Source organism: Providencia rettgeri, assembly GCF_001874625.1.
Classification (GTDB): Bacteria; Pseudomonadota; Gammaproteobacteria; order Enterobacterales; family Enterobacteriaceae; genus Providencia; species Providencia huashanensis.
In genome coordinates this window covers 16,950-41,473 of sequence record NZ_CP017672.1, presented here as the reverse complement: position 1 = coordinate 41,473, position 24,524 = coordinate 16,950, and the positions used below count along the sequence as shown (strand labels likewise).

Here is a 24,524-nt window from a genome sequence, read left to right as displayed (position 1 = left end):
TATGGTGATAAATATAAGTTATTGAATTAAAAAGTATCCAATCACTTGTTTATACTTAAATATCTCTCTCATGTCATTCCAAGCGGTATGACTATAAACTTGCTCAACGAATAGAGGGACATTTATTGTACTATTTTCATCAATTTTGATACTTTCGAAATAGTATGCCGCGAACAACCTATCAGGTTTTCTATTTGGCTATAGCTTTTTTTCTCCATTAGAAGGCCTTCAATTTTTTGGTGTAATATCTTATTGACCGGACGGCCTTTATACTTCCCTTCTTGTTTGGCTTTTTGCACTCCTTGCGCTTGACGACGCCGTCTATCTTCGTAATCCTTTCTTGCAACCGCTGCCAGCATGTCTAACATCATACTGTTAAGGGCTGCAAGCATTCGTTCTGTAAATTCATCGGTGCGACTCATAAACTGGTAACTGGTTGGCAGATCTAAAGAAACGACCTTTAACCCTTTATGTCCAATGAGATATTTTAATTTTTCCCAGTCATCGGTATTCAAGCGGCTAATTCTATCCACTTGTTCAACTAAAATAATATCTCCGGGCATGGCCACATTGAGTAAGCGAAAGAGTTCAGGTCGGTGAAGCTGAGCGCCTGACTCATTTTCTTCAAACCAGCAGGCAATTTGTAGCCCCATTCCTTCAGCAAATTTCAACAGTTCATTTTTTGCTCTTGACGCATCTTGATCATACGTAGAAGCACGTAGATATCCATAAATTCTTATATTTGTCTTCATCGGTGCACTATACATTGGTGTTGTTATGTCGGTGCATTATACATCTGTTTTTCATACTAACTACACTAGATTTCACTTAGTGTAGTTAAGGTAGACTTAAATTGCACCTTTATGTCGATTGAGCACATCACCCCATTATATGATGTCATCTATTTTTACTGGATAAAACATGACTACAATGAAAGAAATTAAATCAGGCCGTATTCAAATTTTGACTGAACAGGAAATTCATGAGCTCTATTCACGTCCAATATTTAATCAAATTGAGCGTGAAGAATACTTTTCATTAGATCCGAGTATGAAAAAAATCCTCACTAAAATGAGCAAAATTGAAACGAAAATATATTTAATTCTTCTGATCGGTTATTTCCGTGCTAAGCCTGTTATTGCTCAATTTAAGCTACGAGAGGTTAAACACGATGTTGACTACATTTATGCGACTCATTTTCCAAATAAAAAACCGAAATATCCCTTTATTGCTAAAAGTACTCGTGCAACATTGATCGCGAAAATGTATGAAATACTCGGTTTTTCGCGGCTATTAAAGCGAGATAAACAAGCTTTGATAGAGCGCTTAAATGATGTTGCAACAATCTGCACATATCCCAAATATATTTTTGATGAATGCCTCGCTTTTTTAGGTCAAAACAGAATAGGACTGGTTGGCTATTCCACTTTACAAAATATAATTACCACGGTTTTAGCTAATGAGAGGCAACGCACCGAGGTAATCCTTTCAAATAGCATGCCTCCAATAATACATAAAAAATTAAAGAAGATACTGCATACAAAAGGGGTATTAAATAGTCTATCTGGCCAACAAGGCGCAGCTAAAGACTTTACACCGACAGAGCTCGCAAGTGAAATTGAAACGCATAATACCATAAAAAGTGTTTATCCCGATGTAAAACGTCTCGTTGGTGAATTAGGTTTATCGTTAGGTAACTTAAGCTATTATGCATCGATTATTCGGCATCAATCGATTTATAAAATTCGCCGATTCCCCGAATGGCAAGGGATGTTATATTTGGTTTGTTATTTATTTTTTCGTTACCAAGAAACCAATGATAAATTGGTAACAGCTTTTTTGTATGTGACTCGGAAACAGAGGGAAGCGGCGAGTACTTCCGCTAAACTACGTATAGCGGAAGAGTTGGAAATTATTCGAGAAAAGTTAACGTATGCGGGTAATGTTTTACAACTCTTTGTTGATGAAACCATCAGTGACGATACCCAATTTGGTGATATTCGTCAAAATGCATTTGCAATGATTTCTAAAGATGAAATACAACTAATAAGCAAACATCTTAATAAAAATAACTTTGATAAAACCCATTATGAGTGGCTTTACATTGATACACAATACAGAAAAATTGCGAATACAATGAGGTCGCTTTTTCTCGCTATTGATATTGAGTGTGAACCTGGGTTGGAATTGCTGTCTTCTCAATTGTTAACAGCAAAGTCAGAACTTCAAAAAGATAAGCACATTTCTACCGTTGATCAGCAATTACTGCTAAAAAATGATAAACCTTTTCTCGTGATAGATGAAAAGGTTAATACACGGAGATTTGAATACTATTTATATCAAAAAGTGGCTCGAATGATTGAAAGTAACAATATTTACATCAACGAAAGCGCCAATAATAAGCGTTTAGACGATGATTTAATTTCAGCCATCGATTGGAAAAAAAGCCCCATTATTATTCAAAAAACAGGGTTAACTCGTCTCAATACGCCGATAGAACAAACGCTTTCGGAATTAACGCAAAAATTGAATGACCAAATGAAGCAGGTTGGACGTAATATTCATGATGGAGCGAATGATTTCGTGACACTTCAGCCACGATCAAACCAGTTAACATGGAAACTGGCGAATAAACGTTGGAAAGATGATCTTGATAACCCCATATACAACCAGCTCCAACATATGGGGATCATTGAAATTATGGACTATGTTCATCAAAACACAGGCTACTTAGATGCGTTTAAAAATATCGCATCAAAAAAGAAAAACACTAAGGCTAAAGAAGGCGATTTACTTGCCTGCATATTTGGAAATGGTTCAAACTATGGTGTTCACCATATGTCATCAATATCAGATCGTGCTATCGGTGTGCTTAGAGCCGTTAATGACGGCTATATTCGACCTGAAACAACGAGTGAAGCCAATGATATGATATCTAATGCTTTAGCAAAACTGCCGATTTTCAACTATTATATGATTAACGAAAGTGCCCCATTCGGGAGTATTGATGGCCAAAAACATGGTTGCCGAATCAATACATTTAAAGCCCGATTTTCAGCCAAATACTTCCGAAAAGGGAAAGGCGTATCCGCACTTACATTAGTTTCAAATCATGTACCAATCAACACGAAAGTGATTTCAGCCAACGAATATGAAGCGCATTACGCATTTGATTTACTGTATAATAATACCTGTGATATTCAACCCAAAACATTAGCCACGGACACGCATGGGGTTAATAACGTTAACTTTGCTATCCTTGATCTCTTTGGGTATCAATTCGCCCCTCGATATGCAAAATTTAAACACGTTTTTAATGAATTGTTTGAAATTGAGCTTGATGAAGTCGTTTCTCTGAAACTTAAAAAATCGCTCAATTTATCACTCATTCAGGAGGAGTGGGAAAATATTCAATGGATAATTTGTTCATTAAGCCGTAAAACGACAACACAAAGCACGGTGATTACTAAGCTTTCTAACAGTAAGAAAAACAATCGCACCTTAGCGGCTCTTCGTGAATATGACAGATTAATTAAGTGCTTATACGTTCTCGATTATGTTGATGACAAAATGCTCAGGCAGTTTGTCCAGCAAGCACTTAATCGGGGTGAGGCTTACCATCAATTACGGCGTGCAATCGCATCAATTAATGGTAATCAATTTAGAGGCGGCGATGATTACCAGATAGAACAATGGAATGATTGCGCTCGTATCATTGCTAACTGCATTATTTATTATAATTCCGCATTATTATCCAGTTTGATTGAAAAATTTGCGCGTGAAAATAATCAAGAAGCAGTAAATATGATAGCTGAGTTATCGCCTGTCGCATGGCAGCATATACAGTTGGCCGGTAATTACACCTTTGGCCTTAAAAAAGATAATATTGTTCTGGAAAGATTACTGGAAAATTTAGATCCTCTCATTTCAGAAGAATCATTAAGCTTAGCGGCATAGTCTATCAATAATATTAAAATGCACATCGTCTGTAGCCCTTGGTATCAAAGGGCTATGAGAAAACTTTGGACTTTTCGATGAAATGGGCGCACAACCCCTTATTCGATTGCTTCTCGATAGCTATTTTCAATTACAACCCAACACATTAGACATATTCACGATTATCCGACTTGGTGCCATTACCTCAATGCCCAGTTTCAGCCTATTGGAAACTGCATCTTGCTAAGAAAACCCGAGGGGCTTGGCACAATGTAAAATATCTGGGTTGATATCTAAAACGTCCGTCTATCTCGGTCTCTCAATAAAAACATTACAGCGGGGGACTATGATTCATCATTATTATGACCGACACAGTTAACAATATCGGCGACAGACCTTATCCCAAGAAGAAATGATACATCGTTATGCCTGGGAAAGAGGTGTGGCCAATATGCTGAGAGATTAACCTTCGTCTCCTCTAGCGGCAGATTTTGCTTCGGCGGCGTTGGCAGGATCACTTTTGTCTAACGGAATGATTATCGCGCCCTTTTTTCAAGGGCGAAGGCGTCTCCTTTTTAGGGGGTTGAGTTAGCTTTGTTTTCGCAGGTCTATTGGATTTACGATGACGCTGAATAATCGGTTCGGTACTTTTCAACTCTTTTTCTATCGTCTGACGTTAAAACGTCAGTGTTTTGAGTTCCACTTCAACCTCACACCGAAATCACTCGCCCAAAGGGCGGTAGACGGCAAAAAGGGTGACAGAGGGACAATGAAGGTTAGGGCCGTCGAGACCCGCGTGAGCGGTTACGTGCTGTTTAATACCCCAATCTCCCCCTGCCCTGATTGAGCCGACTGATATTAACACCGTTATTTTGCTTGTTTGACCCTTTGAAAAACGCAGTGAGACGGGCGAGAGGCGATGCCTCGATGAACGGCTGTAGCTGCGCGTTAAGGTGGCCATCGGCCAGCTTTACGGGGGCAATGGCACGATGTTGACACAGTAATCTGAGCGACAGCCATTTATGGCTTGTAAGCGAAGGCTTTATTGGGTCTATCTCTTTAAAGTGTGCGGCTTGAAAAAGCAGAGCCGCAACTCCTTTTATTAAAAAGGACGTTTAGTTCAGAACCTAAAAACGAATTTAACGCTAAAACAGGAAATCAATTCGAAGTTAACTGCAGAGAATAAACGCGTTCGAAGTTAGTCGAGTAAGTATCAAGCAAAAATGTTCACACAGTCATCATCGAGATGAATGGCGAGATTGAAATAACGAATTTTTTGTTCGAAAAACACGCTATCCAGATTTAGAGCGAACGAAACCACCGCCAGTCAAGGCGGTAAATTTAACGGGAGGAATTAGGCGTCGGGCAAGTGTTCCAGGTAATGCAGATAAAGTGCCTGTCCTTGGATACTCGGGTATAAGGCTTTCATTTGCCGCTCAAAGGTCATGACTGCCGCAATAGGCTGTGTCACCTTCCAGGCTTCAAAACGACGCCATGCGGCATGCTCTGGACTTTCAGGCGCACGCGTACTTTGCGCTAAGGCTTTCTTTTCCTTCAGCGCTTTAGCTAAATGTTTCTTCTCTTGTTTCAGGGCTTCATCTTCCCCAATCACCAACGTTTTAAGTTTATTGAGCAAGTTGCGGAGTTTGTGTTTGTTATCGAGGGAGGCGACATTGGCACGCGCGAGGCGCAATACATGCTTTGCGTACCGCTTTTGATAGCTCTCCTTTAATCCTTGTTTTTCCATCCAACGGCTAAAACGATTTACAATCTCTCTCAGTTCCAGTTTGGAAAAACCTAAACCGTGGAAAAACTCCGGACGTATCCAAATCCGCATCGCTTTGTATTGTTTGGCCTCGATATCAAAATCGCGATCAATGATAATCAGGTTAGCTTGTTCCCAATCGCGCAAAGCATGGAGTATGGGGTCATAACTTTTACGACCACTGTCATAACGGTACAACTGACCACACAGCTCCGCCAATTTTTCCACTGAACACATCACTTCAAAGAGCGCATCACTTTCAGGGTTGTAATCCGCATAGGCAATCATGGCCATTGCTAACGCATCAAAGGTTTCGCGACGCTCTGAACGCACGGATATCCGTTGCTTTCGACTGTATCGCAGTTGATAAATATGGGGGTTTCGGTTCCAATCGTGACGCTTTAACGCCGCCGCAAAGCGGCGCACAGGCACCAATTTCGGTAATTGACCTAAAAATCTTGGCGCAAAATGTCGATGAATTTTACCAATAGAACTGGTCATCACCGTCCTTTTTATATTATCCATCCTTTTTTGCGCTTATGTAGCACATAAGGAGTTGAATTTTGTTTTGCATAATTCTATACTCCCTATCAGGAAGCTAACCTTTTCCTGACAGAATTACGTTGAGCCCTCAAAATCTTTCCTCAGTCCGCCAAGATAGAGAAGATTTTGGGGGTTTTACTTTCTAGAGATAAAACTCTCCAATAACCACCTTATAGCGTGGCAACTCCACTTTTTTACATATCTTCTTACATTGCCTTCATTGTTGAAAATATGCATTAATAATAGATTGAATAGATTGGTCTAATTCATCTTGTACCTGTTTGGGAATACGATTAAATTCGTAGCTGAACCCGCGGTCTTTTACTCGTTTCCTCGCATAGGTATTCTTATCCTCAAATTCCCAAAGAGGTTTTACCGTCGTTTCCTTTTTTTACTCTTAGATACAAGTTGCTCTGTAATATTTTTTAATGTTGTTAATATGACTTTTTTTAGTTCATCTGACGCGATTTTCTTGTTATCGATTAATCGCGCAATCTTCTCATTAACTTCATCAATAATATCCCGTTTTACGAGTTCTTTTGATTCTATAAGCTGCTCAATTGTCAGTAATAATTTGTAGTCGCCGTAGGCGAGTTCAGATTGAACAGGGAATAGTGCAATAATATCATCGGGTACTGAAGCAGCTTGAATCGCCCGAGTCACTTTTGCTGCAGACATGTTTTCAAAAAGAGCGATTTCTTTTTGTGACATACCATTTTCTCGTAATTCTAATAAACGTAACCCAATCTCTCTTAAGTTATGCTCTTTAGCCGTTTGTATATCTATCGCCAATTGTCTTGCATCATCACTGCTGATTTCAATATCAGTAACTAAGACCGAAAGTCCAACATTACACAGCAATGCTGCAGCTCTTCGTCTTGAACCATCCAAAATTTCTATTTTTCCATCTATTCGATGCCCAATCGCGGGGAAAAATTGTTGCAGACGAATTGTACGCGTAATATCAACAAGTGACTCTGGCGTTAACGCATTTTGGTCACGCCCATTCATTTGAAATCGAACAAACGTTTTATCCGCTAATTCATCAGCTGGAATATCCGTCAAATAAAAAATGGCTGACTTGCCTGATTTAAGTACAAAGCGTTGTGAATGTTTTTGGTCTGTTGTTAAATGCGTTAATGTTGATGCACTTAACGTTCTTCCGATAGTTTTTCTTTTAGTTTGCATAGTAACCTCTATCCACACGTAGAAATTCTACTCGGTCAAAAACAGCTTTAGAAAAATCTTCTGCTGCAATCTTTGCACTCTTTAACGCTTCTGAACTTCCTATATACGTTGCAGGATTGGCAGAAATAACGGTATCAAAGGACTCACCACAGCGTTCAAAACCATCAAGTCGAGGTAAAGCAACATCGAGCATATCCCCCCCAAAAATTTCTTTAGCTAAACTATGACACAGTTTATGATCCGTCTTATTCACCAATTTAGACATGAAACCGATGTTGCTGATCAAGTTAACATTAGCTCCCGTAGATTCTATCAATTCAATTAACTCTGGTAGCCGTGTTAAATATTTTAGTGTTGAATGAAAATCCACTTGAGCAGGCGGAACTGGCGTCATTAAAATATCTGCCGCAGCAATTGCATTTGATAAAAATGCATCAAGGTGAGGCCCACTATCAATAAAGATAAAATCATAATCTTTTTTAACTTTATTGATAATATTCTCTCGCAGAACAGTATAGATATTATGACCTGGTAAATGCTCTGCACACAATAATTCCCATTGAGAGGCAATAAATGCATCTTCAATAGATGCAGGGATCACATCAACGCCTTGAATCACTGAAGGTAAAACAAATTCATTTAGCAATTCTTCTCGAGTCACATTCTGTAGCATAGCTTGAGCTGCAGTAGTATCAACCACGCCGATTGATTGCATATGATCTAAAAACATAGTAGCTGATGATTGAGGGTCAAGATCTATTACTAAAATCCTAAGATCTTCAAATATGAGATGAGGATGCGTACGCAATGCATGAGCCAACGATACTGTACTGACCGTTTTTGAGACCCCCCCTTTCAAATTTCCAACAAAAAAAGTGAATGCATCAGGGTAACGATCACGGTACTTAGGGACACCACGATGATGATAAATATCGACAATATTTTGGATTGTCATCGCGTACTTTAATGCAGTTCCTGCTTGCCTTTTCTCAAATACGTATCCCGCATTTTCCATTTCATTAACAGCATAATCGACGCTAGCGCGAGTCAGCTTAGGCAATTTAGCGACGGCTGCTTTAGAGTAAACTTGGTAATAAGCGGTTTCATTCAGTTCCTCTTTTTGAGATTGAACTTGTTCAGTCAACGATTGCAATAATCTGACAGAGCGACTCGCAATTTTGTTGAACTGATTATTTGCTCTAACCATACCAGTTTATCTCCTTATGCAGCATTCTTAATTAGGATGCATAATCCTACATAAGCTTAGTATTGTAAACAATCTTTTGCTAATTATTTTTCCCCACAGCTTTAAAATAGCATAAACCCATGATATTAAAGAATATTAAATAAAATAAAAATAAGATTTCAATCTGAAATCACCAATTTAAATTCTAAATTCCAAATGAAATTAAAAGTGTGAGAATTAAATTTTATTAAATATACTAATGACACAGCCCTATCCTTAATTAGTATTTTTACTCATTTTGTACTAAAAAAAGCATTAATGAATATCATTATCAAATAGAAAAAGACGAATAAAATTGCAATTTATTCAATTTCGAAAATAATCAACGCTTTTATCTGTAAATTTCCTGCTATTTTTCAATAAATATAGGGGGAAGAAATATAATTCAGGTAGAGTAATGGGAACACTTAATCCCATTAGCGAAATGAAATATCAAAATGCAACATTGAATCTAAGGTGAAAATTTTCGTGTAAATATCAGTTGAACTTGATTTTTTATGTCCAAGATACGCTTGTATCACCTTCATAGGAACGCCATTAAAAATGAGGTGCATAGCAAAACTATGCCGAAAAGTTTTACAGGTAATGGGATTAACAACAAACGAAAACCTATTCGCTTCCGCTTGTTCAACTGCAGCACGTAACCAATTTCGAACTGTATTATCACTTTGGATTGGCCAAATCTGGCTTTGATTCTTCAGCCGCATCGTCGCAAAGTAACTTTTCATCAATTGCACATACTGGGGATCGAAGAGTGCAACAATCCGTTTAGGACGCGCCTTGACTCTAATTTCCTTCGACTTTGTCTGTATTTCTCGTTGCTTAAGTGTTCGCAACACCACAAATGGGGTTTCTTCATCGAGATAAAAATCCCCTTTGGTTAATGCCAACGCTTCATGAATACGGGCTCCCGTATTCCATAACGTATCAATCAGCGTTCGCTGATGCAGATCGGGAATAAATTGCAAAAGCTGGTTTACTTCTGGTGCCAGTAAATATTTTGGGCAATCTAATTCAGCCGCTATCGCCAAATTTCGTAATTGTCGTGCACGCTCTAAATGACCATTTTGTAAGAGAGCTTGAGATTGTCGCTGTAAAATTGATTTACCACTTTCAGGATTGACAGGAAAAAAAGTAGACATAATACATCACCTTAATAATCACCATACTAATAATTACTTTTAAATATTATCACTTGCTAAAACTAAATATAACGCGGTAACAAAAAATCGCGCACTCGCGCATGACGACCATCGGATCCTTTCACCTTTTAGGGCCGATTTTTACCTCTGCTGAATTTAGGTATTATTGCGTTTTTTCCCTTAAACCGCAATAAGTTACATAACACGGATAATATTAATCATTCAAATAAACAAGATATAGTGAAGATCTTCATCACGATCACACTAAATAAGGGAAAATAAGCGAAATGCCTCATTTGCGGAGAATGACGGTAAAGCGCAATAGCAAAAACAAGATGAATTGGTCAAAAAACAGGCTGCACAGGATTGATTTTAAGAGTTTTTTTTAATATTGGTAATATGATTTATTAAGTTAAACCTAAAGCTGCTTAAAACGCTTTTTAGGTGACTTTGGATTGATTCAATCATTTTTAGTGAAAATAGGGAAAAGATCGGTGTTCAACTAGAGTTCATCTGAACAAGAAAGCCCCATAAAGAAATAATATTCAATATTGCTTTTAAACATGGGAGACTGAAGTAAAAAGACAAAGAGCCTAAATAGCATTAGTTATATTTGCTTCTACCTATTCTGAGTAAAGACTAACTAGTTAGTTCCTTCTATAGCAAAAAATAGCTTCTCAAAAAATCACAACTACACCATCAGTTTTTTTAAAACGATGAAATGAATTAACCCCCATAGCAAAACAACTAAATCGAAAAATAGAAAATATTAATTTTCAATACATTGTAACACAAAATATCAGATATAAATTGATAAGGAGAGTAGAGCAGTGACTTTGTATAATCATTATGTTCTTCGTTTTTTGAGCTATCTTTGAAAACACATAGTACTGCCAACTATTACCTAGTCCTAAGGTATCTTTTTACATAAAAATAAAATAAGAAAAGATACTATTAATATCAGGGTGGTCAACTATCCGAGTTCAGTCAAAAATAAAAAAATAATTATAATCAATATGTTATATCGATAATTAGGTGTATAGAAAAAGAGCACATATTCATGGAAATAAGGCATAAAAATATTTTATTATCTTTTTGCATCATTATCTTCAAAGATGTGATACCAGTTGATATGCCTTTTTGGTCACAGTTTTTAGAATTGATAATAAAAATTATAACATGCTATCTATATGTATAGAGAAATTAGTATTTATAGTAGTGGTTATAGAATATTTTTAAATTATTTTATAGCTTTCCTTCTTTGTGTTATATACATATTGTAAATAAAATTCCCCATTACAATTAAACTTAACATTTTATTTTACTGATAATTATCTATGTTTTTGATGTCTAAGCGATCATATGTTGCTATAATAACTGCGTGTTCTAGTATGAAAATAAAGGTGTTTTTATGAAAAAAATTATAATAATAAATGATAACATCGTTTACTATCCCGATAATAACAAACTACAAAATGTATCACATCCAGAAAAAACCGTTATTCTTAATGGCCCTAGCGCCAGATGTCTTGATATCCTTCTTGCCAGTGATGAAGAACTCGTGACTCACAAGGAGTTATATACAAAAGCTTGGATAGGTTCCAATCAAGAGCCTTCCCCTAACACTTTGTATCAAAATATCCTTTTAGTTAGACGTGGATTAAAAGACGTTTCTGATGAAGAAGTAAATTATATTATCACTGTTCCACGAAAAGGCTTTTACTTTAATAAAAATATTTCTATTGTTATTTCGACAGAAGACCAGAAAAACATTAATTTAAAGTATGAAAAGCCAGATGTATCTGAAAAAACAAAAAATGTTAAAACCATTACAAGTAGTAAGCCGAGTAAGTGGGGAGTTATTTTATTAAATATTATTCTTTTGGCTTTGTTATTAGTATTATTAGTCTCATTTTATTTTATAAAAAAATCAGAATTTCAGAAAAACTCTAACTTTTTTGATAATTATGCATTTAACAAAAATGAAGGGAATTGTAAGATTTACCTAAATAAAAATAATGAAATAACCATGAGTGAGAGAAATAAAAATTTACTGAACTATAGTATCAATGCAGTTTCCTGTAATGAATACCCCTATAGATTTATTACTATTTCTCGTTTTTCAAGTGATTTTTATTTTTTTTCTTGTAATAAGAAGGATCCATCACTTGAAGGATTTCGTTGTACTTCAGTATATTATCAATAGGTAATCCCCATGAAAAAATGGTTAGTTATTCCTTTTTTGTTCTTAGTATTAATTATAATTCTAACGGTATACATTACGAATAAAAAACCTATATCCGTGAATTTTCTTGCACAGCAGAATATAATGTGGTTGTTGGAGATATGCACCTATTTTCATCAATGTCGATCACCCACAAAAATAATAAGGGACTGACTCTTTTAGTCGGAGATTACTTAAAGTCTAATGGAGATAACCTTCAAATCAGAATATCTAAACCGTTCACATACACCCAATCCCAAAATACCTTTCACAGTGAATCAAACAGTATTTCGCTGATCCCAAAAGAAATTTTTCAGGATATGGATTTGATCCATATGTTACCCATATTCTTAACTGAATCTCAATCTGAGATAGTCTATTCCGTTATTCCTCTACAAAACGGAGACTACATCATTCAGCAAGGTATTACCCCCGTGCTTTATTGTATGAATAATAAATAGTTTTTGATATAAAATAACGCCAAACGAGATAATCAATCCGATGGCGTTATGTTTATTGGTTAGCTCAGTATTCAGTACGTAGACAATTTTTGATGACAAATATCATGACGCGTTTTATTTACTCGATAATCAATGCATTGATACCTAATTAAAAGTCACCAATAATTCAGCTGCCGCATCGACGGGCCCCACGGGCAAATCAGATCCTCCTGAACATAATCGCCAGATGATTTGGTTAGTTAACGTGACGCTACTTTCTGCACTGGAAATACTGCCTATTTTCGCAGGTGTATTATCAAAAAGTAAGCCTGTCGTCGCAGCACATGCTCCGCTCCCGGTGACGCCATTATTAATTTCCCCCGTAATATAGCCCCCGCCTTGGTTTAAAGACAATCGAGAAGGACTACTATTATAGAGACCACTGATGGCACGAAACTGAACATTAATATTGGCATTAATTCTGTCAGAATCTTGCCCACATGTAGTCACCAATTGAACCGGTTTTACCGCCAATTCTGAATTGGCCGTTGTATTGCGACGGACTGCACCAAAATTAATGGAAGTCAGTGTACTAACCGTACATTCTAAGGTGGAGATACGCAAATCGATTGTGGCAGGTAGTATGGGGGTTTTTAAATCACCAAGGGCAGTATAAGAGTAACTACTAAAATACATCGTTGGGATCCTTGCAGTTGTTGACCGTTGAGTACCATCAGCAACCAATACCCAAGTTCCTGAAGCAGTTGCAAAACGAGGTTGGCCTGCTGAATAAAAAATTGTTCTGACTGCATTTTTGGAGATAAACACCAAGATTTATCCGATACCGGTGTGACGTTTCCATTAATTATCGAAGAAAAACCAATCGTATCAGGCAAGCCAATGGTCCCCGAAATAGTTTGGGCCCCACCAACACGAGGATAGTAAACAACATTAACATTGGCTCGGGGGATCAACCCAACGCCAGTTGGAAGGCCTGTCCCTTTCTCCGACAATGGGAGAGCCATATAGCCCCCAATATTTTTCAACATAGGGGAATTCATACAGTTCCAAATATCGTCAGTGATAGCCAGCAGTCCATTCGTTGGAAATAACCAACTAGACTGAAGTGGGGCAGGTCCTAATGACTCGTTAAACGCCATCCCCTCCCATAAAATGCCCGTCCCCTTTCCGATTGTGATCGTCTCCGCACGTAAAGTATGTGAAAAAGCCAAGGAAAGCAGTGAATAGCCCACGAGTTGTAAGCCTAAATAACCTACGTGTTTTTTAAATAATGTATTCATAAATAGTTTTCCAAGAAGGATCATTCATTGGTCCATGCCAAAGAGGATGATGCGTTATCACCCATTTTTTAATAAAAACGGGTTACGTTTTTTTAGCGTGTTGTTATGGGTGTCGTTATTGTGACACTGCACCGTGAATGCGCGGATTGCGTTATTTTCTGTCAGCACGATATGACTTAAGTCAAAGTTAGCCAAACATTGCTGACTCGCTTCTTTTCCCCATTTGGCTTTCAATACGCCTTTTTCAGGTAATCCACTGAGGTAAACCAGCCCCTCATCCCCCACAATCCCCGTATTGGTGTCTTTCTTCTCGTTCGTGTCTACGGTCACCAACGTACCAAAAGGCACTGGGGTATTATTTTGTAATAATGTCACCATGGCTTGATACCCCACTTTAGTCTCAAATTTCGCCATCACAACCGCGCCTTTGGTGGGATAAACATTCAGGCTTGATTGTGTCAAATCGACATCATCCGGTAGCGTCGAAGGATCTAAACTAATGTTGTTTGTTTGATAATTCGACAAGTAGGGAACGACGGCATAGCCTCTTTTGTCGATTTGCACATTACCATTCATGACATTCGTCCCACTCGCGCCGGGTGCACTAATCACCGCGACGGAACTCCCGAGCATCCGACTCAATGTCACCCCTTCAGGGTGTATAACAACCGCACCATTTCCTCCGAGGTTTAATGAGCGATTATCATTACTGTAGGAATAGCCCATATTGACCATGCCTTGCGTGCCTTGATAACCGGCATTTAATGTACTCATATTACTGTCTGAGCCATTAGACCACCCTTGCATCACACTGTAAGACAAACGGTCATCCAGCGCATTTCCGCTAATTCCGGCTTGTTGCCTCACTTGGCCACGATTGTTGTGCGTCATCTGGTAATTGGCATAAACCTGACTTTGCCCAATTTTAGGATTGAATAGGCTCAAGGGGATTTGGACATTCATCATGATCTGTCGGTTTTCAGGCCAGTGACCGTCCCCTTTTATCCGGTCAATACTGTATGCGACGCCATAACTGACACCGCGATAGTTGCCGTTATATCCCGCAGAAACGGTGTTCATGACCTTATTATTGCCCCAATAGTCATCTCGCGATGCAGATAAATAGAGTGAACCGTATTTTTCTAACTGTTGGCTAAGGCGGATCTGAAAACTCGATTTTTGTCTCTCTAACGCCCAGGGAACCTGATCCTCTCGTAATTGGAATCCCAAATTATTGTAATCTGAAAAGCTGTAGTAATTACGCGTCGAATAACGGTAGGCGGTCAAATCAACCGACGTTCCCGTTTCGAGCAAACTTTTAGAATAACGAATACGGTATGATGAGCCCGCCTTTCGTCCCGTATCGCCCTGTAACTTGGCACTTGAGGTGGTGATATCCGCGGACAGTGCACCAAATACGCCAAGAGAGATACCACTACCGGCCACCAACGAGAGGTAATTTTTAGCAATTAAGCTTCCCCCGTATAAGGTAATATTATGCGGTAACCCGTATATGCCGGTTGCCTGAACAAACGTCGCTTCCTGTGATCCTTCGGTTATCCCCCCATTGTAGCGCCCCGCAGTGACCTCGTATTTTAAACTCCCAGGGCGACGCATGACGGGGAGGGAAGAATAGGCCACATTTTGCGTACGCACCGTGCCATCGCTTTCATGGATAGTCACGGTCAAGTCACCGCCCCCACCGGATTGAAAGAGATCTTCAATTCGGAATGGGCCGGGCGCAACATACGTCTGATATATCACGTTACCACTTTGGCTGATGGTGACTCGGGCATTCGTTTGAGCAATACCGCTAATAACGGGTGCAAAGCCTCTTAAGCTATTGGGTAACATCTCCTCACTTGAATTCAGTTTGGCGCCACGAAATAATACGCTATCAAACACGTCATTGGCGGTATTGCTTTCTCCGACCATGATTTCAGCGCGCCAAGGGACAATATCTCGCTGCAAATACGTGTTAGTAAATTCGGTATGCTGATGCGTTTTTTCGCCATATCCACTTAAATTATGCGTGTTTCGCATGTAGCTCATCGTGCTACGCAAACGCCAAGCTAACCAGTTGGCACCGCCCGTGATTTGACCGAATAAATTGGTTTGTGTACTGCTGTCTATGCCACGTTGAGCGCTTTGCCAATTTCGACCACCATTGACATTATAATTCAGCAATACGGCTGGCACGCCGGGATCCCACATCGCGGGATCAACACTGCCTTGCGCGTTCGCTTTCATCGCAATTTGGGGCACACTTAAGTCCAGACGTAACTGAGCGAAATCAAATTTAATGTGTGAATCAGGGATTAACGCAGCAAGATCTTTTACGGGCTCCGTACGAGGTAAAGGAACGAAAGAGGGCAACGCCGGTGTGTTGACCCCCATCTCTGACAAGAAATCCGGCGTGAGTTCAGGCTGCACGTGCCCCTTGCCATCCGCCTTAAATTCTAGGGTTTGTTGCCCCATATTGACTTGGTTAACAAATAACTCAACGGTATACGTTCCTGCCGGAATTTGACCGGCCGTTTCAAAGTCACTCAAGTCTACTGCCGCAAGTTGGTCCCCATTAAGCGACAGTAACCCGGGATCAAAATAGTCCTTGGCCATAGCGGATGGATGACTGACGAATAAAGCAATAGCCGTCATGGCCATCGGTAACAACATGGCTTCTGATTGTCTGTTTTTTATTACCATAATTGGCTTATTCCTAACAATTCCAAACGTTCCATAAGGCTTCACTTCATTCTCCTCAGCGTATTCTCAAGAAAAGCTAAAGTGCGCGTTCTTGGACTGGCGTATCCCAGCCATCTTCATCGATTAATTGCCAACTGACAGACGTTGCCGTCCCCGCAGGTAAGGAATATGACTGCTTCCCTTTTGGCGGTACCATTAATCGTAACTGTGTTTTATCCAGCGCTTTTCCTCCGACTTTCAGTCGAGAAAACGTCAGCCAATAAGAGGTTGGGTTTTCAGCAATCAGTTGGTTCCCTTCTTGTCGAAAGGTTAATTTTGACGAGACATCGGTATCAACAATGGCGCGTCGGTGAAGGCCTTCCGGGCGATAAAATAACTTAATATTGCTCACCACGGTCAATACCATGTGCTGCGAATCCGGCTCACGCTCTTCAGGTGAACGTTGTGATGGAATGGCTTTCATCGATATAAAGAAAACAGATTCACGATCTTTAGGTAAAAACTCACCATTGCGTCTGATACGCAGCGTCAGTTCGCCATTCGCTTCTAAACGGGACAAAGGCGGCGTCACAACAAAAGGAATACGACTCCCGCTTTCAGCCGACATATCTGGGTTACCCGTTGCTAAATCCACCGGTAACATTCGAGACTGAAATAAGTAGGTCTCGGGTGTCGAGTTATAGGCGGTTAAAGAAACCCCATTTTTGTCTTTCTCGGTATAAACAACACGAAGCACATAGAATGAAATGCCTCCTTTTTTTGTTGGTGGCAAAATATCTATGCGTTCAGCTGCACCCGATGCCGCATACGTTATCCCCGGTGAAATGATGACCGCTACCCCTATCAACATATTCAGCAGCATGTACCCCAATGCCTTTTTACTCACGCTTTCTCCTCCCCCATGTTTTGTATACACATTTCGGATAAGCCGCCATAATCATTGATGGTTTGCCATTGGATTTGCTTTACCGTTCCCTTGTTAATGTCATATTGATGCTGGCCAAACGGCGCTAACATCGAAGAAGCCTCATTTAAATTGAATGCATTGCCATTGAGTAACAGTTTTCCAAACGTCTGAAAATACGGTGTCGGATTTTCAACATGAATCCCCTTTGGCGTTTGAATGAAACGTAATTGACACGGGGCTTGTTCAATCCCTTGAGACAATATGCGGGGGCGATAAAACATTTTTATCGTAAAATTCATGCCCACGGAGATGACCCCTTCATGTAACGAGTCCGCTTCTTTTGCCTTTGCGGCCGGGATGGCCAATACCGATAAATAGAAGAGGGATTCCCGATCTTCCGGTAAGGCATGATTGGTTTTCATCATCCTGAGAAGCTGCTGGCTGTCAGGCTGTAACGTAAATAACGGGGGCGTAATGATAAAAGGGGCTTTACTTGTATTCTCGCCGCTTTGGACCCGACTTTGGATCAACCAAGCCCGTTGACTCGTATTATTGACCGTGAGCGTTTGTGCTTTGCTCGTGGACAAATACACCACGCGAGTCTGGTCTAAGCTAATTCCCCCCTCTGAATACCCATAGGATATTGATATGATTGGCAGAAAAAAGCTCTGCGTGAGGATTATCTTCCTCAATATTGCTATCACATTATGGGGTAAAATTAGATGAATTAAGCGCATACCCCAACCTTATCGATAGGCTAAGCTAAACAGCACTCTCGCATTGAACGAGCCGCTTTGAATGTTTGAACAACCACTCGTGCCACAAGTCATTCCCGCGTAAAACTGTATCGTTTGGTCAACGGGATCGACCCCTTGTGGTGCCAATGTAATGTCGTCGTTATTCTGTATTTCCGTTGAACTGTAAGTGGGAAGAACATCACTTTTCACGAGCATAATCCCGATATTGCTGTCTTCTGATGCGGTTGATAAAAATAGCCAACGTCCATCACGCATACTTCCTTCCCCGGTAATGTTCACGACGGGGGTCAATGCACTGTCGGTGTCGCTGCACTGTGTCACACTCAGCGCAAAAGGTTGAGTATCCACGAGGGTGGCGGGGGCAAATTCATGCAGTGAGGCATGTAAATTCAGTGCGCTTTTATCCAAATTAAACGTACAGGTTCCCGAGGTGAGGAACGCGGAAAAGTTGAGGATAACCGCGTGTCCTGGGAGACTCACGCTCCCAATGAGCCAGGCACTCAGCACCAGCGTTTTAAGGTAACGTATAACTGTATGCATTAATGCCTCCTTCATCATTTATCGTTTTCCAGTGGACTTCTCCGCTAGCCCGAGGAACGGAGTACACATGGCTACCAAAAGGCGCAATCATCAACTCTTCAGGGGTATTGAGCTTAATTTTGATGTTACCTACGGATAGGCTGGCAAAACTGACATGGTAGGGCGATGAATTGATGACTTTTATCCCACCATTGGTACGCGAAAAACGTAGGTTTTTCTGGGCCTCTTTTGATGTTGAAGGGAGGTTTGTGGGCCGATAGAACAACTTAATCGTGTTCCCAACGCCAAATTGAGCCGTTGCGTGTATTCCCCCTTTCTGTTCACCGGATGTGGATTGCACACTCGCCGGAATGGCACTGGCGTGAAAATAAAAGACGGACTCTCTGTCTACTGGCAATGTATTGTTTTGTAATAGAATTCGCACCTGATTAACACTTTTGGGCTCAAGGCGGAATAATGGCGGTCTCACCGAAAACGGGGCTGATGTCGAACCATCCCGAGCAGTGCTGATGCGAACTTGCACAAGATAGGGTTGAGTGCTATGCGTATTACGTAGCCCCGCATTGATACTGTCAGCACTTTGTGGGTATATCAACCTCGTTGCATTAATACCAAACCCGCCATTTTCGGCATTCACCGAAAACACAGTGCAATAAAACATCAAAAAAAAGAGTGAGATAAAACGAGTCATGCAACCGCTCCTGAACTGCTAAAAAGCGGGCATGAAAGCCCGCAAACTATAATTTAGAAAATTAGTTGTAGTTAAAGCTGAACAGGATAGGCGCACGAACCGCACCAATATCAATGCCAGCTAAAGTGCTTGTAGAGGCCAAGCCTGCAGTTAATGATAAGGTTTTACCATTAAAGTCACCTGCAGCAGGAGGGTCGCCAGCGGTTGCTACCGTTAACTTCTCGCCACTGGTGATGTAAGTGTTAGGCGACGATGACAGGCTTAGCATAATTCCGGTATTTGTTCCTGTGTTGTTAAAGATATTAGAATTCCCCGCTAGTGTTGGACCCGTGACAATAAGATTAGCTGTATCGCCAATGCCTAAAGGTGTTTGGCAATTTTCGATACCCACGGTGAATTTACCTTTAGCTTGGCTTGCTGGAATTGGAATAGCAACACCGGTAAAATCGCTTGGTGCATAGTTGCCCACGTCTAAAGTTGTACGAGATAGGCTGACATCACAAGTCGCCGCCGTAACATTACCGGTAATTGTGATCTCAGCATTGGTAGCTGCATGTGAATTATTTGCTACCGCGATAAGTAAAAGTGCAGCAGGGGTTAATTTTAGCAACGTCTTGTGCATTGTGTTTCCTTAATTAATTCAATATTATTGTTAAGTTAGATAATTGCCTGGTAAACAGGAATATCATTATTTGGCGACAATAAAGTCAACCACACAAACACATGCTGAGTTTTAACAACAGCATAGGTTAAGTGTATTTTTTATGTATGTAGATGATAAAGCCTAAAACAGCCGTAGATTTAATTCATCAAAAATAAAAATGATTTTATTTATATGGTATATTTTCACCATTTAATTAGTAAATTAGATCATGACACTCTAATTTAAACGCACTATGTTGATGGAATGATTGATTATCATTTTCCATCTTACTAAAAATACGTTCAAAGAAATTTGGTAATGAAATATCTAAGAGATTTACAATGGTGCATAACATACTTATCGCTAATTTAGTTTCAGCACGTTCATAACGAGATACTTGCTGCTGAGACACACCAAGTAATAAGCCTAATTGCTCTCCTGTCAGCCCCTTTTTCTTGCGTAAGTGCGATATTTCTCTACCTATAATTAACTCCATTTTATCTAATTCGTTATCTGTAAGATAGTTTTTCATATACACCCCATATAGATTACATTTTTCTCTATATTAAAAAAGTAAATAAGTTTATGTCTATTTATTAAAAATAGATTTTAAGCCTTATTCTTAAACACATACTAAGTTGTATAAATACTAACAAAAAACAATTTCCAATTGTGATAATTAACATCAAATAAGATTTTATTTAATACAATAAATATATTAATTCAATTAAATCAATACATTAAGACTATCTCAAGAATATTTAATCTGTGCACTTATATACCTTTTAAATAGCTTATTCTCATCAAAGAGCATGGAGTATCCTTATTAAAGTATTATGTGTAAAATTCAAAATTACATACATTTCATTAATCCCTATTGTTCTTTGACAATGTCAGTTTAATTTCTCTCCCTTTAAGGGGCTAATCGGTGATTTTAATTTACTCCCATTAACTACATTCATATACTATTAGAACAATGCTCTATTTCACGCTTATTTTTAAAAGATAAATTTAGCCACTAATTTGGATAACATGACAATGTTGTATCATTGGCAAACGCACTAGCCCATTAACTAATAGTTAATAATCCCCCTCCCTTTCTCATACCTCTTTGCTATCATGTTGAAAAAGAAATTCAATTCCTCCCCCCAAAAGGTAAGCTGTCATATCAATAATGAATAGCTTGGAACTAATTACGATGCGTTGTAAGTAGGATTTTAATTTATCTTGATTATGTGCAGCTCCCAGTTACAACATAAAATCCGCAGCTATAATAAATCACACTTTAATTTTATACCTGTATATCAATAGATTATTGATTTATTTTGGAATGATGATAGATATAGAGAATTAAACAAGTTTGGTTCCCCTCAGTTGAAATATTTAACTGAGGGATCTGAATTCGCCTTTTTGTATGGAGCGAGGTTTGCGAAAAAGAAAGCTCCCCAAAAACTCAAGATATTTCAGTAAAAGACACAATTGGAATAATTAAGGCTGAATTTTTAAGTACTTAATTTTATCAAGATAAGGATTAAAACTAGTTGGACTAGCGGAGGCATTTGAACAGAAACTTACGATTTCAACTTTTTCAATCACCAAAGTTTATATCTAATCGTAAATTCCTATTTGAAATTTATCGACTCTTTCGCTGCGCCACCCGAGCCATGCTCAAGCATGTACGCCGCCTTGGACTCGAAATCGGTATCTTTTGCGCCCTGCATACCTACGGTCGCCAACTCAATCAACATCCGCATATTCATTTATCAGTTCCCCGTGGAGGACTCACCGAATAAGACACCTGGAAACCCACTTTCTTTAAAAAGAAAGACGCCGAAAAAGTCTGGCGCAGTATCGTTATTCGCCTCCTTCGCGACGCTTATTTTCAACTGCAACCGAACACATTCGCGATTATACGACTTGGTACCGTTACCTTAAACTCCACCCTATCTCAGCCTCTCAACTAAAACACTACAGTATGGCAAAACTTACACAGAGGGACGTCCATTACATCACTATAGTTCAATGATGAACAGGCAAACTATTCCCTTATTAGATAGTCAATTCGTTGATATGAAATTTACAACCCGTTTAATTGGGCTAACGGATAAACGGGTTTATAAATTAATCCAAGAGGGGGGAATCTCCTGAACCGATAAAACTGAGGCGTCGCGTCTACTTCCCCCTAACAATAAGATCAACTCTCCAATATTCATAATCTAATTGGAAGCTTCGGTAAGATAACGTTGATGTCCTGTGCCCACTAATCCATGCTTATTCATTGATAGGATTGTTGATAAAATTAGCACCCAGTATCGACTTTAGCCATGAACATTCTCCGATAAATCACCCTATATTACAGGTTAAACTCCAGATTAAATACATGACCTTGATATAAATATAGGTGAAACTATTAGCGTTAAACTACTAAAAAAAACAAATATGACAAATTGGTAATGATTCTGTCAGGAAATAATTTATTCTTTAAATTATTATAATCGTATATCACGATATATTATTAACAAGGACATAAAAATGAAAAGAAGTATTATCTCTGCAGTTATTTTAGCCTCTCTTGCTGTGCCAACTATTAGTTTTGCATCTGACGTTCTTGGCGTTCATGTGCTAGACCAACAGACAGGGTTCCCTGCTGAAAATGTTGAAATTGTGTTAGAACAAAAACAAGATAGTGGTTGGAAACATTTAAATACGGCAAAAACAGACCATGATGGACACATGGATAACTTATGGCCGGATAATTTAAAAGTTGAAAAGGGTATTTATAAAGTTACATTCAAAACTGGAGATTATTTTACTAATAAAGCTTTAAAAAGCTATTTCCCTGAAATACCAGTAGAATTTTGTATCGATGATGTTACACAAAAACACTTCATACCTTTAGCATTTAGTCAATATGGATACGCAACCTACCGCGGTAGCTAAGTAAACGCCAAGCTTACTTCACCTAATTTGTATGAGTGTTATTAAGGTATAATGTAGCATTAATAACACTCATTTTAAATTAATAATAAAACGTTAAGACTGTAGAAACTCATTTAGAATATTTATCTGTAAGTAGAAGATAACACCCATAATTTACAATAAAAATTATTAATATGATATTTCTTTTTAAAAACATAATTTAAATCATCTTATTTTTTCAAAAAGATAAAGATGTATATGAAATAAAATCGGAAAAAGGAACATCCAATTCAATTAAAATAAATATAAATTTTTTTAACGAAAGCTCAGTTTCTCCATTTTCATATCGAGATATTTGCTGCTGACTTACGCCTAGTAATTCACCTAGCCTAGCTCCAGTTAGGCCATTCTTAATTCTACTATGTCTTATAAAGTTGCCTATTTCAAATTTTAAACTTATTAAATTTTTTTCTTTTGATTTAATCATAGTCAATACCTTACTGATAGCTACTTTATATGTATTACTATAACATTTATCTTTAATTATTTAAATGAACTTTTTCGACAAATGAAAACTAAGTATAATCAATCTATTAGATATAAATTATGATTTATTTCTATAGATTAGATACTATCTGAAAAATTGCCTTATATTATACTTATATATTTAAAATTAACCACATAGAATAATTAACATTGAGATATAAAATATGTACTGAATAGTTCTTCTTTAGCTATTTTTGATTACCACTGTCAGAGCGATATTTAGCTTTTACCATTCCATTCAACGACTAACTTTGTTTTTGCCAGCAAATATTATCCTCCTAATGCTTTATGGTTCCCTAATATGGAAGTTATCTTTTAATAACAAATCTATAAATAAGGGTATTACAACTATAATGAAAATGAAGGGAGCTATTAACTTAGCCTTGACACTATTAGTTTTTAACAAAAAATGCTTTGCTAAGCGTTTACGTTTTATTATCAGAAAAAGACTAGTTTATATTTCATATCATTGCTATATAAAACTTAATTCCATACTATAAAACAGGTCATTTATATGATAAGAAATTTCATGGTTGCTATTATTCTTGCTAGTATTTCATTGAGCTCTGCTATTGCAGCAACCGATAGCTGCCAAGAGCAACGTGATGATATTAAAGTTAAATTAGAAGAGGCACTGAAAAATGGAAATATAGCGGAACAAAATAGCCTAAAAATTGCTCTTGATAAGGTAAATGTTTATTGCACTGATGAAAGGCAGTCTAACAGAGCTAAACAAAACTTAAGTAAAAAAGAACGTAAAGTCAAAAAAGAAGAATTAGACCTCGAAGAAGCTAAGGCTGAATTAGATGAGGCTAAAATAAATGGGGAATACCTTAACGTATTAAAAAAAGAACGAAAAACTAAAGAAAAAGAACTGGATCTTGAAGAGGCTAGAGCAGAATTAAAACAAGCTCAAGACGATTATAATCGTTTAACCAAATAAATCTAAAGCCAGCGTAAGCTCTAAAGAATCTCCAAAAAATAGACAGGCATATAGCATTGTGTAATTTACCGATAGTTAATTAGGCC

Annotated in this window: 18 protein-coding genes and 4 pseudogenes; 7 read left to right on the top strand and 15 right to left on the bottom strand. The window is 38.4% G+C overall.

Annotation, left to right across the window (positions count from 1 at the left end):
* Nucleotides 1-122: 122 nt before the first annotated feature.
* Nucleotides 123-752 (bottom strand): recombinase family protein, encoded by a 630-nt coding sequence (locus tag RB151_RS22460; RefSeq protein ID WP_172412282.1) that lies wholly within the window; start codon nt 750-752, stop codon nt 123-125.
* A gap of 178 nt (nt 753-930) precedes the next feature.
* On the opposite strand from RB151_RS22460, the gene RB151_RS22455 reads away from it, so the two are divergent.
* Together RB151_RS22455 and RB151_RS24665 are read left to right on the top strand one after the other, a co-directional pair.
* A complete protein-coding gene (locus tag RB151_RS22455; protein ID WP_081364008.1) occupies nt 931-3,957 on the top strand; it encodes a Tn3 family transposase in 3,027 nt (1,008 codons plus the stop codon).
* A gap of 97 nt (nt 3,958-4,054) precedes the next feature.
* Nucleotides 4,055-4,312 (top strand): annotated as a pseudogene (locus tag RB151_RS24665) (transposase); the annotation flags it as partial.
* Between the two features lie 978 nt (nt 4,313-5,290).
* Here the strand turns inward: RB151_RS24665 and RB151_RS22450 are convergent.
* From RB151_RS22450 to RB151_RS22435, 4 genes and pseudogenes are all read right to left on the bottom strand, one after another.
* Nucleotides 5,291-6,226, bottom strand: coding sequence for a RepA family replication protein (locus RB151_RS22450; protein ID WP_081363997.1), 936 nt, complete (start codon nt 6,224-6,226; stop codon nt 5,291-5,293).
* 235 nt (nt 6,227-6,461) lie between these two features.
* Nucleotides 6,462-7,432 (bottom strand): annotated as a pseudogene (locus RB151_RS22445) (ParB family protein).
* On the bottom strand, nt 7,422-8,639 hold the full coding sequence (locus RB151_RS22440; protein ID WP_071548917.1) for an AAA family ATPase: 1,218 nt from the start codon (nt 8,637-8,639) through the stop codon (nt 7,422-7,424). The pseudogene RB151_RS22445 and the gene RB151_RS22440 overlap by 11 nt, the downstream one beginning before the upstream one ends.
* A gap of 455 nt (nt 8,640-9,094) precedes the next feature.
* On the bottom strand, nt 9,095-9,820 hold the full coding sequence (locus RB151_RS22435; protein ID WP_071548916.1) for a tyrosine-type recombinase/integrase: 726 nt from the start codon (nt 9,818-9,820) through the stop codon (nt 9,095-9,097).
* Between the two features lie 1,411 nt (nt 9,821-11,231).
* Between RB151_RS22435 and RB151_RS22430 the strand changes: the two genes are divergently transcribed.
* Nucleotides 11,232-12,026, top strand: coding sequence for a winged helix-turn-helix domain-containing protein (locus RB151_RS22430; protein WP_071548915.1), 795 nt, complete (start codon nt 11,232-11,234; stop codon nt 12,024-12,026).
* Between the two features lie 623 nt (nt 12,027-12,649).
* On the opposite strand, the gene RB151_RS23830 is transcribed toward RB151_RS22430, so the two are convergent.
* The 9 genes from RB151_RS23830 to RB151_RS22385 all read right to left on the bottom strand — a co-directional run bounded on the left by RB151_RS23830 (nt 12,650) and on the right by RB151_RS22385 (nt 20,562).
* Nucleotides 12,650-13,180, bottom strand: coding sequence for a hypothetical protein (locus tag RB151_RS23830; RefSeq protein WP_237071604.1), 531 nt, complete (start codon nt 13,178-13,180; stop codon nt 12,650-12,652).
* On the bottom strand, nt 13,138-13,809 hold the full coding sequence (locus RB151_RS23825) for a hypothetical protein (protein WP_237071602.1): 672 nt from the start codon (nt 13,807-13,809) through the stop codon (nt 13,138-13,140). Before RB151_RS23825 ends, RB151_RS23830 begins: the two co-directional genes overlap by 43 nt.
* Before the next feature lie 33 nt (nt 13,810-13,842).
* Complete coding sequence (locus RB151_RS22415) at nt 13,843-16,536, bottom strand: fimbria/pilus outer membrane usher protein (protein WP_071548913.1); 2,694 nt, start codon at nt 16,534-16,536, stop codon at nt 13,843-13,845.
* A gap of 31 nt (nt 16,537-16,567) precedes the next feature.
* Nucleotides 16,568-17,377, bottom strand: coding sequence for a fimbrial biogenesis chaperone (locus RB151_RS22410; protein ID WP_237071599.1), 810 nt, complete (start codon nt 17,375-17,377; stop codon nt 16,568-16,570).
* Complete coding sequence (locus RB151_RS22405; protein WP_081363996.1) at nt 17,374-18,135, bottom strand: fimbrial biogenesis chaperone; 762 nt, start codon at nt 18,133-18,135, stop codon at nt 17,374-17,376. The genes RB151_RS22410 and RB151_RS22405 overlap by 4 nt, the downstream gene beginning before the upstream one ends.
* Before the next feature lie 9 nt (nt 18,136-18,144).
* Nucleotides 18,145-18,504: a hypothetical protein gene (locus tag RB151_RS23395; protein ID WP_158516039.1), complete on the bottom strand. Its 360-nt coding sequence runs from the start codon at nt 18,502-18,504 to the stop codon at nt 18,145-18,147.
* A gap of 166 nt (nt 18,505-18,670) precedes the next feature.
* The gene (locus RB151_RS22395; protein ID WP_071548911.1) at nt 18,671-19,387 is read right to left on the bottom strand and encodes a fimbrial biogenesis chaperone; all 717 of its coding nucleotides are present in this window, start codon (nt 19,385-19,387) and stop codon (nt 18,671-18,673) included.
* Between the two features lie 61 nt (nt 19,388-19,448).
* Nucleotides 19,449-20,009 (bottom strand): fimbrial protein, encoded by a 561-nt coding sequence (locus tag RB151_RS22390; protein ID WP_071548910.1) that lies wholly within the window; start codon nt 20,007-20,009, stop codon nt 19,449-19,451.
* 235 nt (nt 20,010-20,244) lie between these two features.
* A complete protein-coding gene (locus RB151_RS22385; protein ID WP_081363995.1) occupies nt 20,245-20,562 on the bottom strand; it encodes a helix-turn-helix domain-containing protein in 318 nt (105 codons plus the stop codon).
* A gap of 1,108 nt (nt 20,563-21,670) precedes the next feature.
* Here RB151_RS22385 and RB151_RS24660 point away from each other — a divergent pair.
* From RB151_RS24660 to uraH, 3 genes and pseudogenes are all read left to right on the top strand, one after another.
* Nucleotides 21,671-22,005 (top strand): annotated as a pseudogene (locus tag RB151_RS24660) (transposase); the annotation flags it as partial.
* Nucleotides 22,006-22,055: 50 nt separating this feature from the next.
* Nucleotides 22,056-22,197: pseudogene (locus RB151_RS24655) on the top strand (helix-turn-helix transcriptional regulator); the annotation flags it as partial.
* Between the two features lie 365 nt (nt 22,198-22,562).
* A complete protein-coding gene (gene uraH, locus RB151_RS22370; RefSeq protein ID WP_071548908.1) occupies nt 22,563-22,970 on the top strand; it encodes a hydroxyisourate hydrolase in 408 nt (135 codons plus the stop codon).
* Between the two features lie 217 nt (nt 22,971-23,187).
* On the opposite strand, the gene RB151_RS22365 is transcribed toward uraH, so the two are convergent.
* Complete coding sequence (locus tag RB151_RS22365) at nt 23,188-23,436, bottom strand: helix-turn-helix domain-containing protein (RefSeq protein WP_071548907.1); 249 nt, start codon at nt 23,434-23,436, stop codon at nt 23,188-23,190.
* 588 nt (nt 23,437-24,024) lie between these two features.
* Here RB151_RS22365 and RB151_RS22360 point away from each other — a divergent pair.
* Nucleotides 24,025-24,438: a DUF1090 family protein gene (locus RB151_RS22360; protein WP_071548906.1), complete on the top strand. Its 414-nt coding sequence runs from the start codon at nt 24,025-24,027 to the stop codon at nt 24,436-24,438.
* Nucleotides 24,439-24,524: the final 86 nt, after the last annotated feature.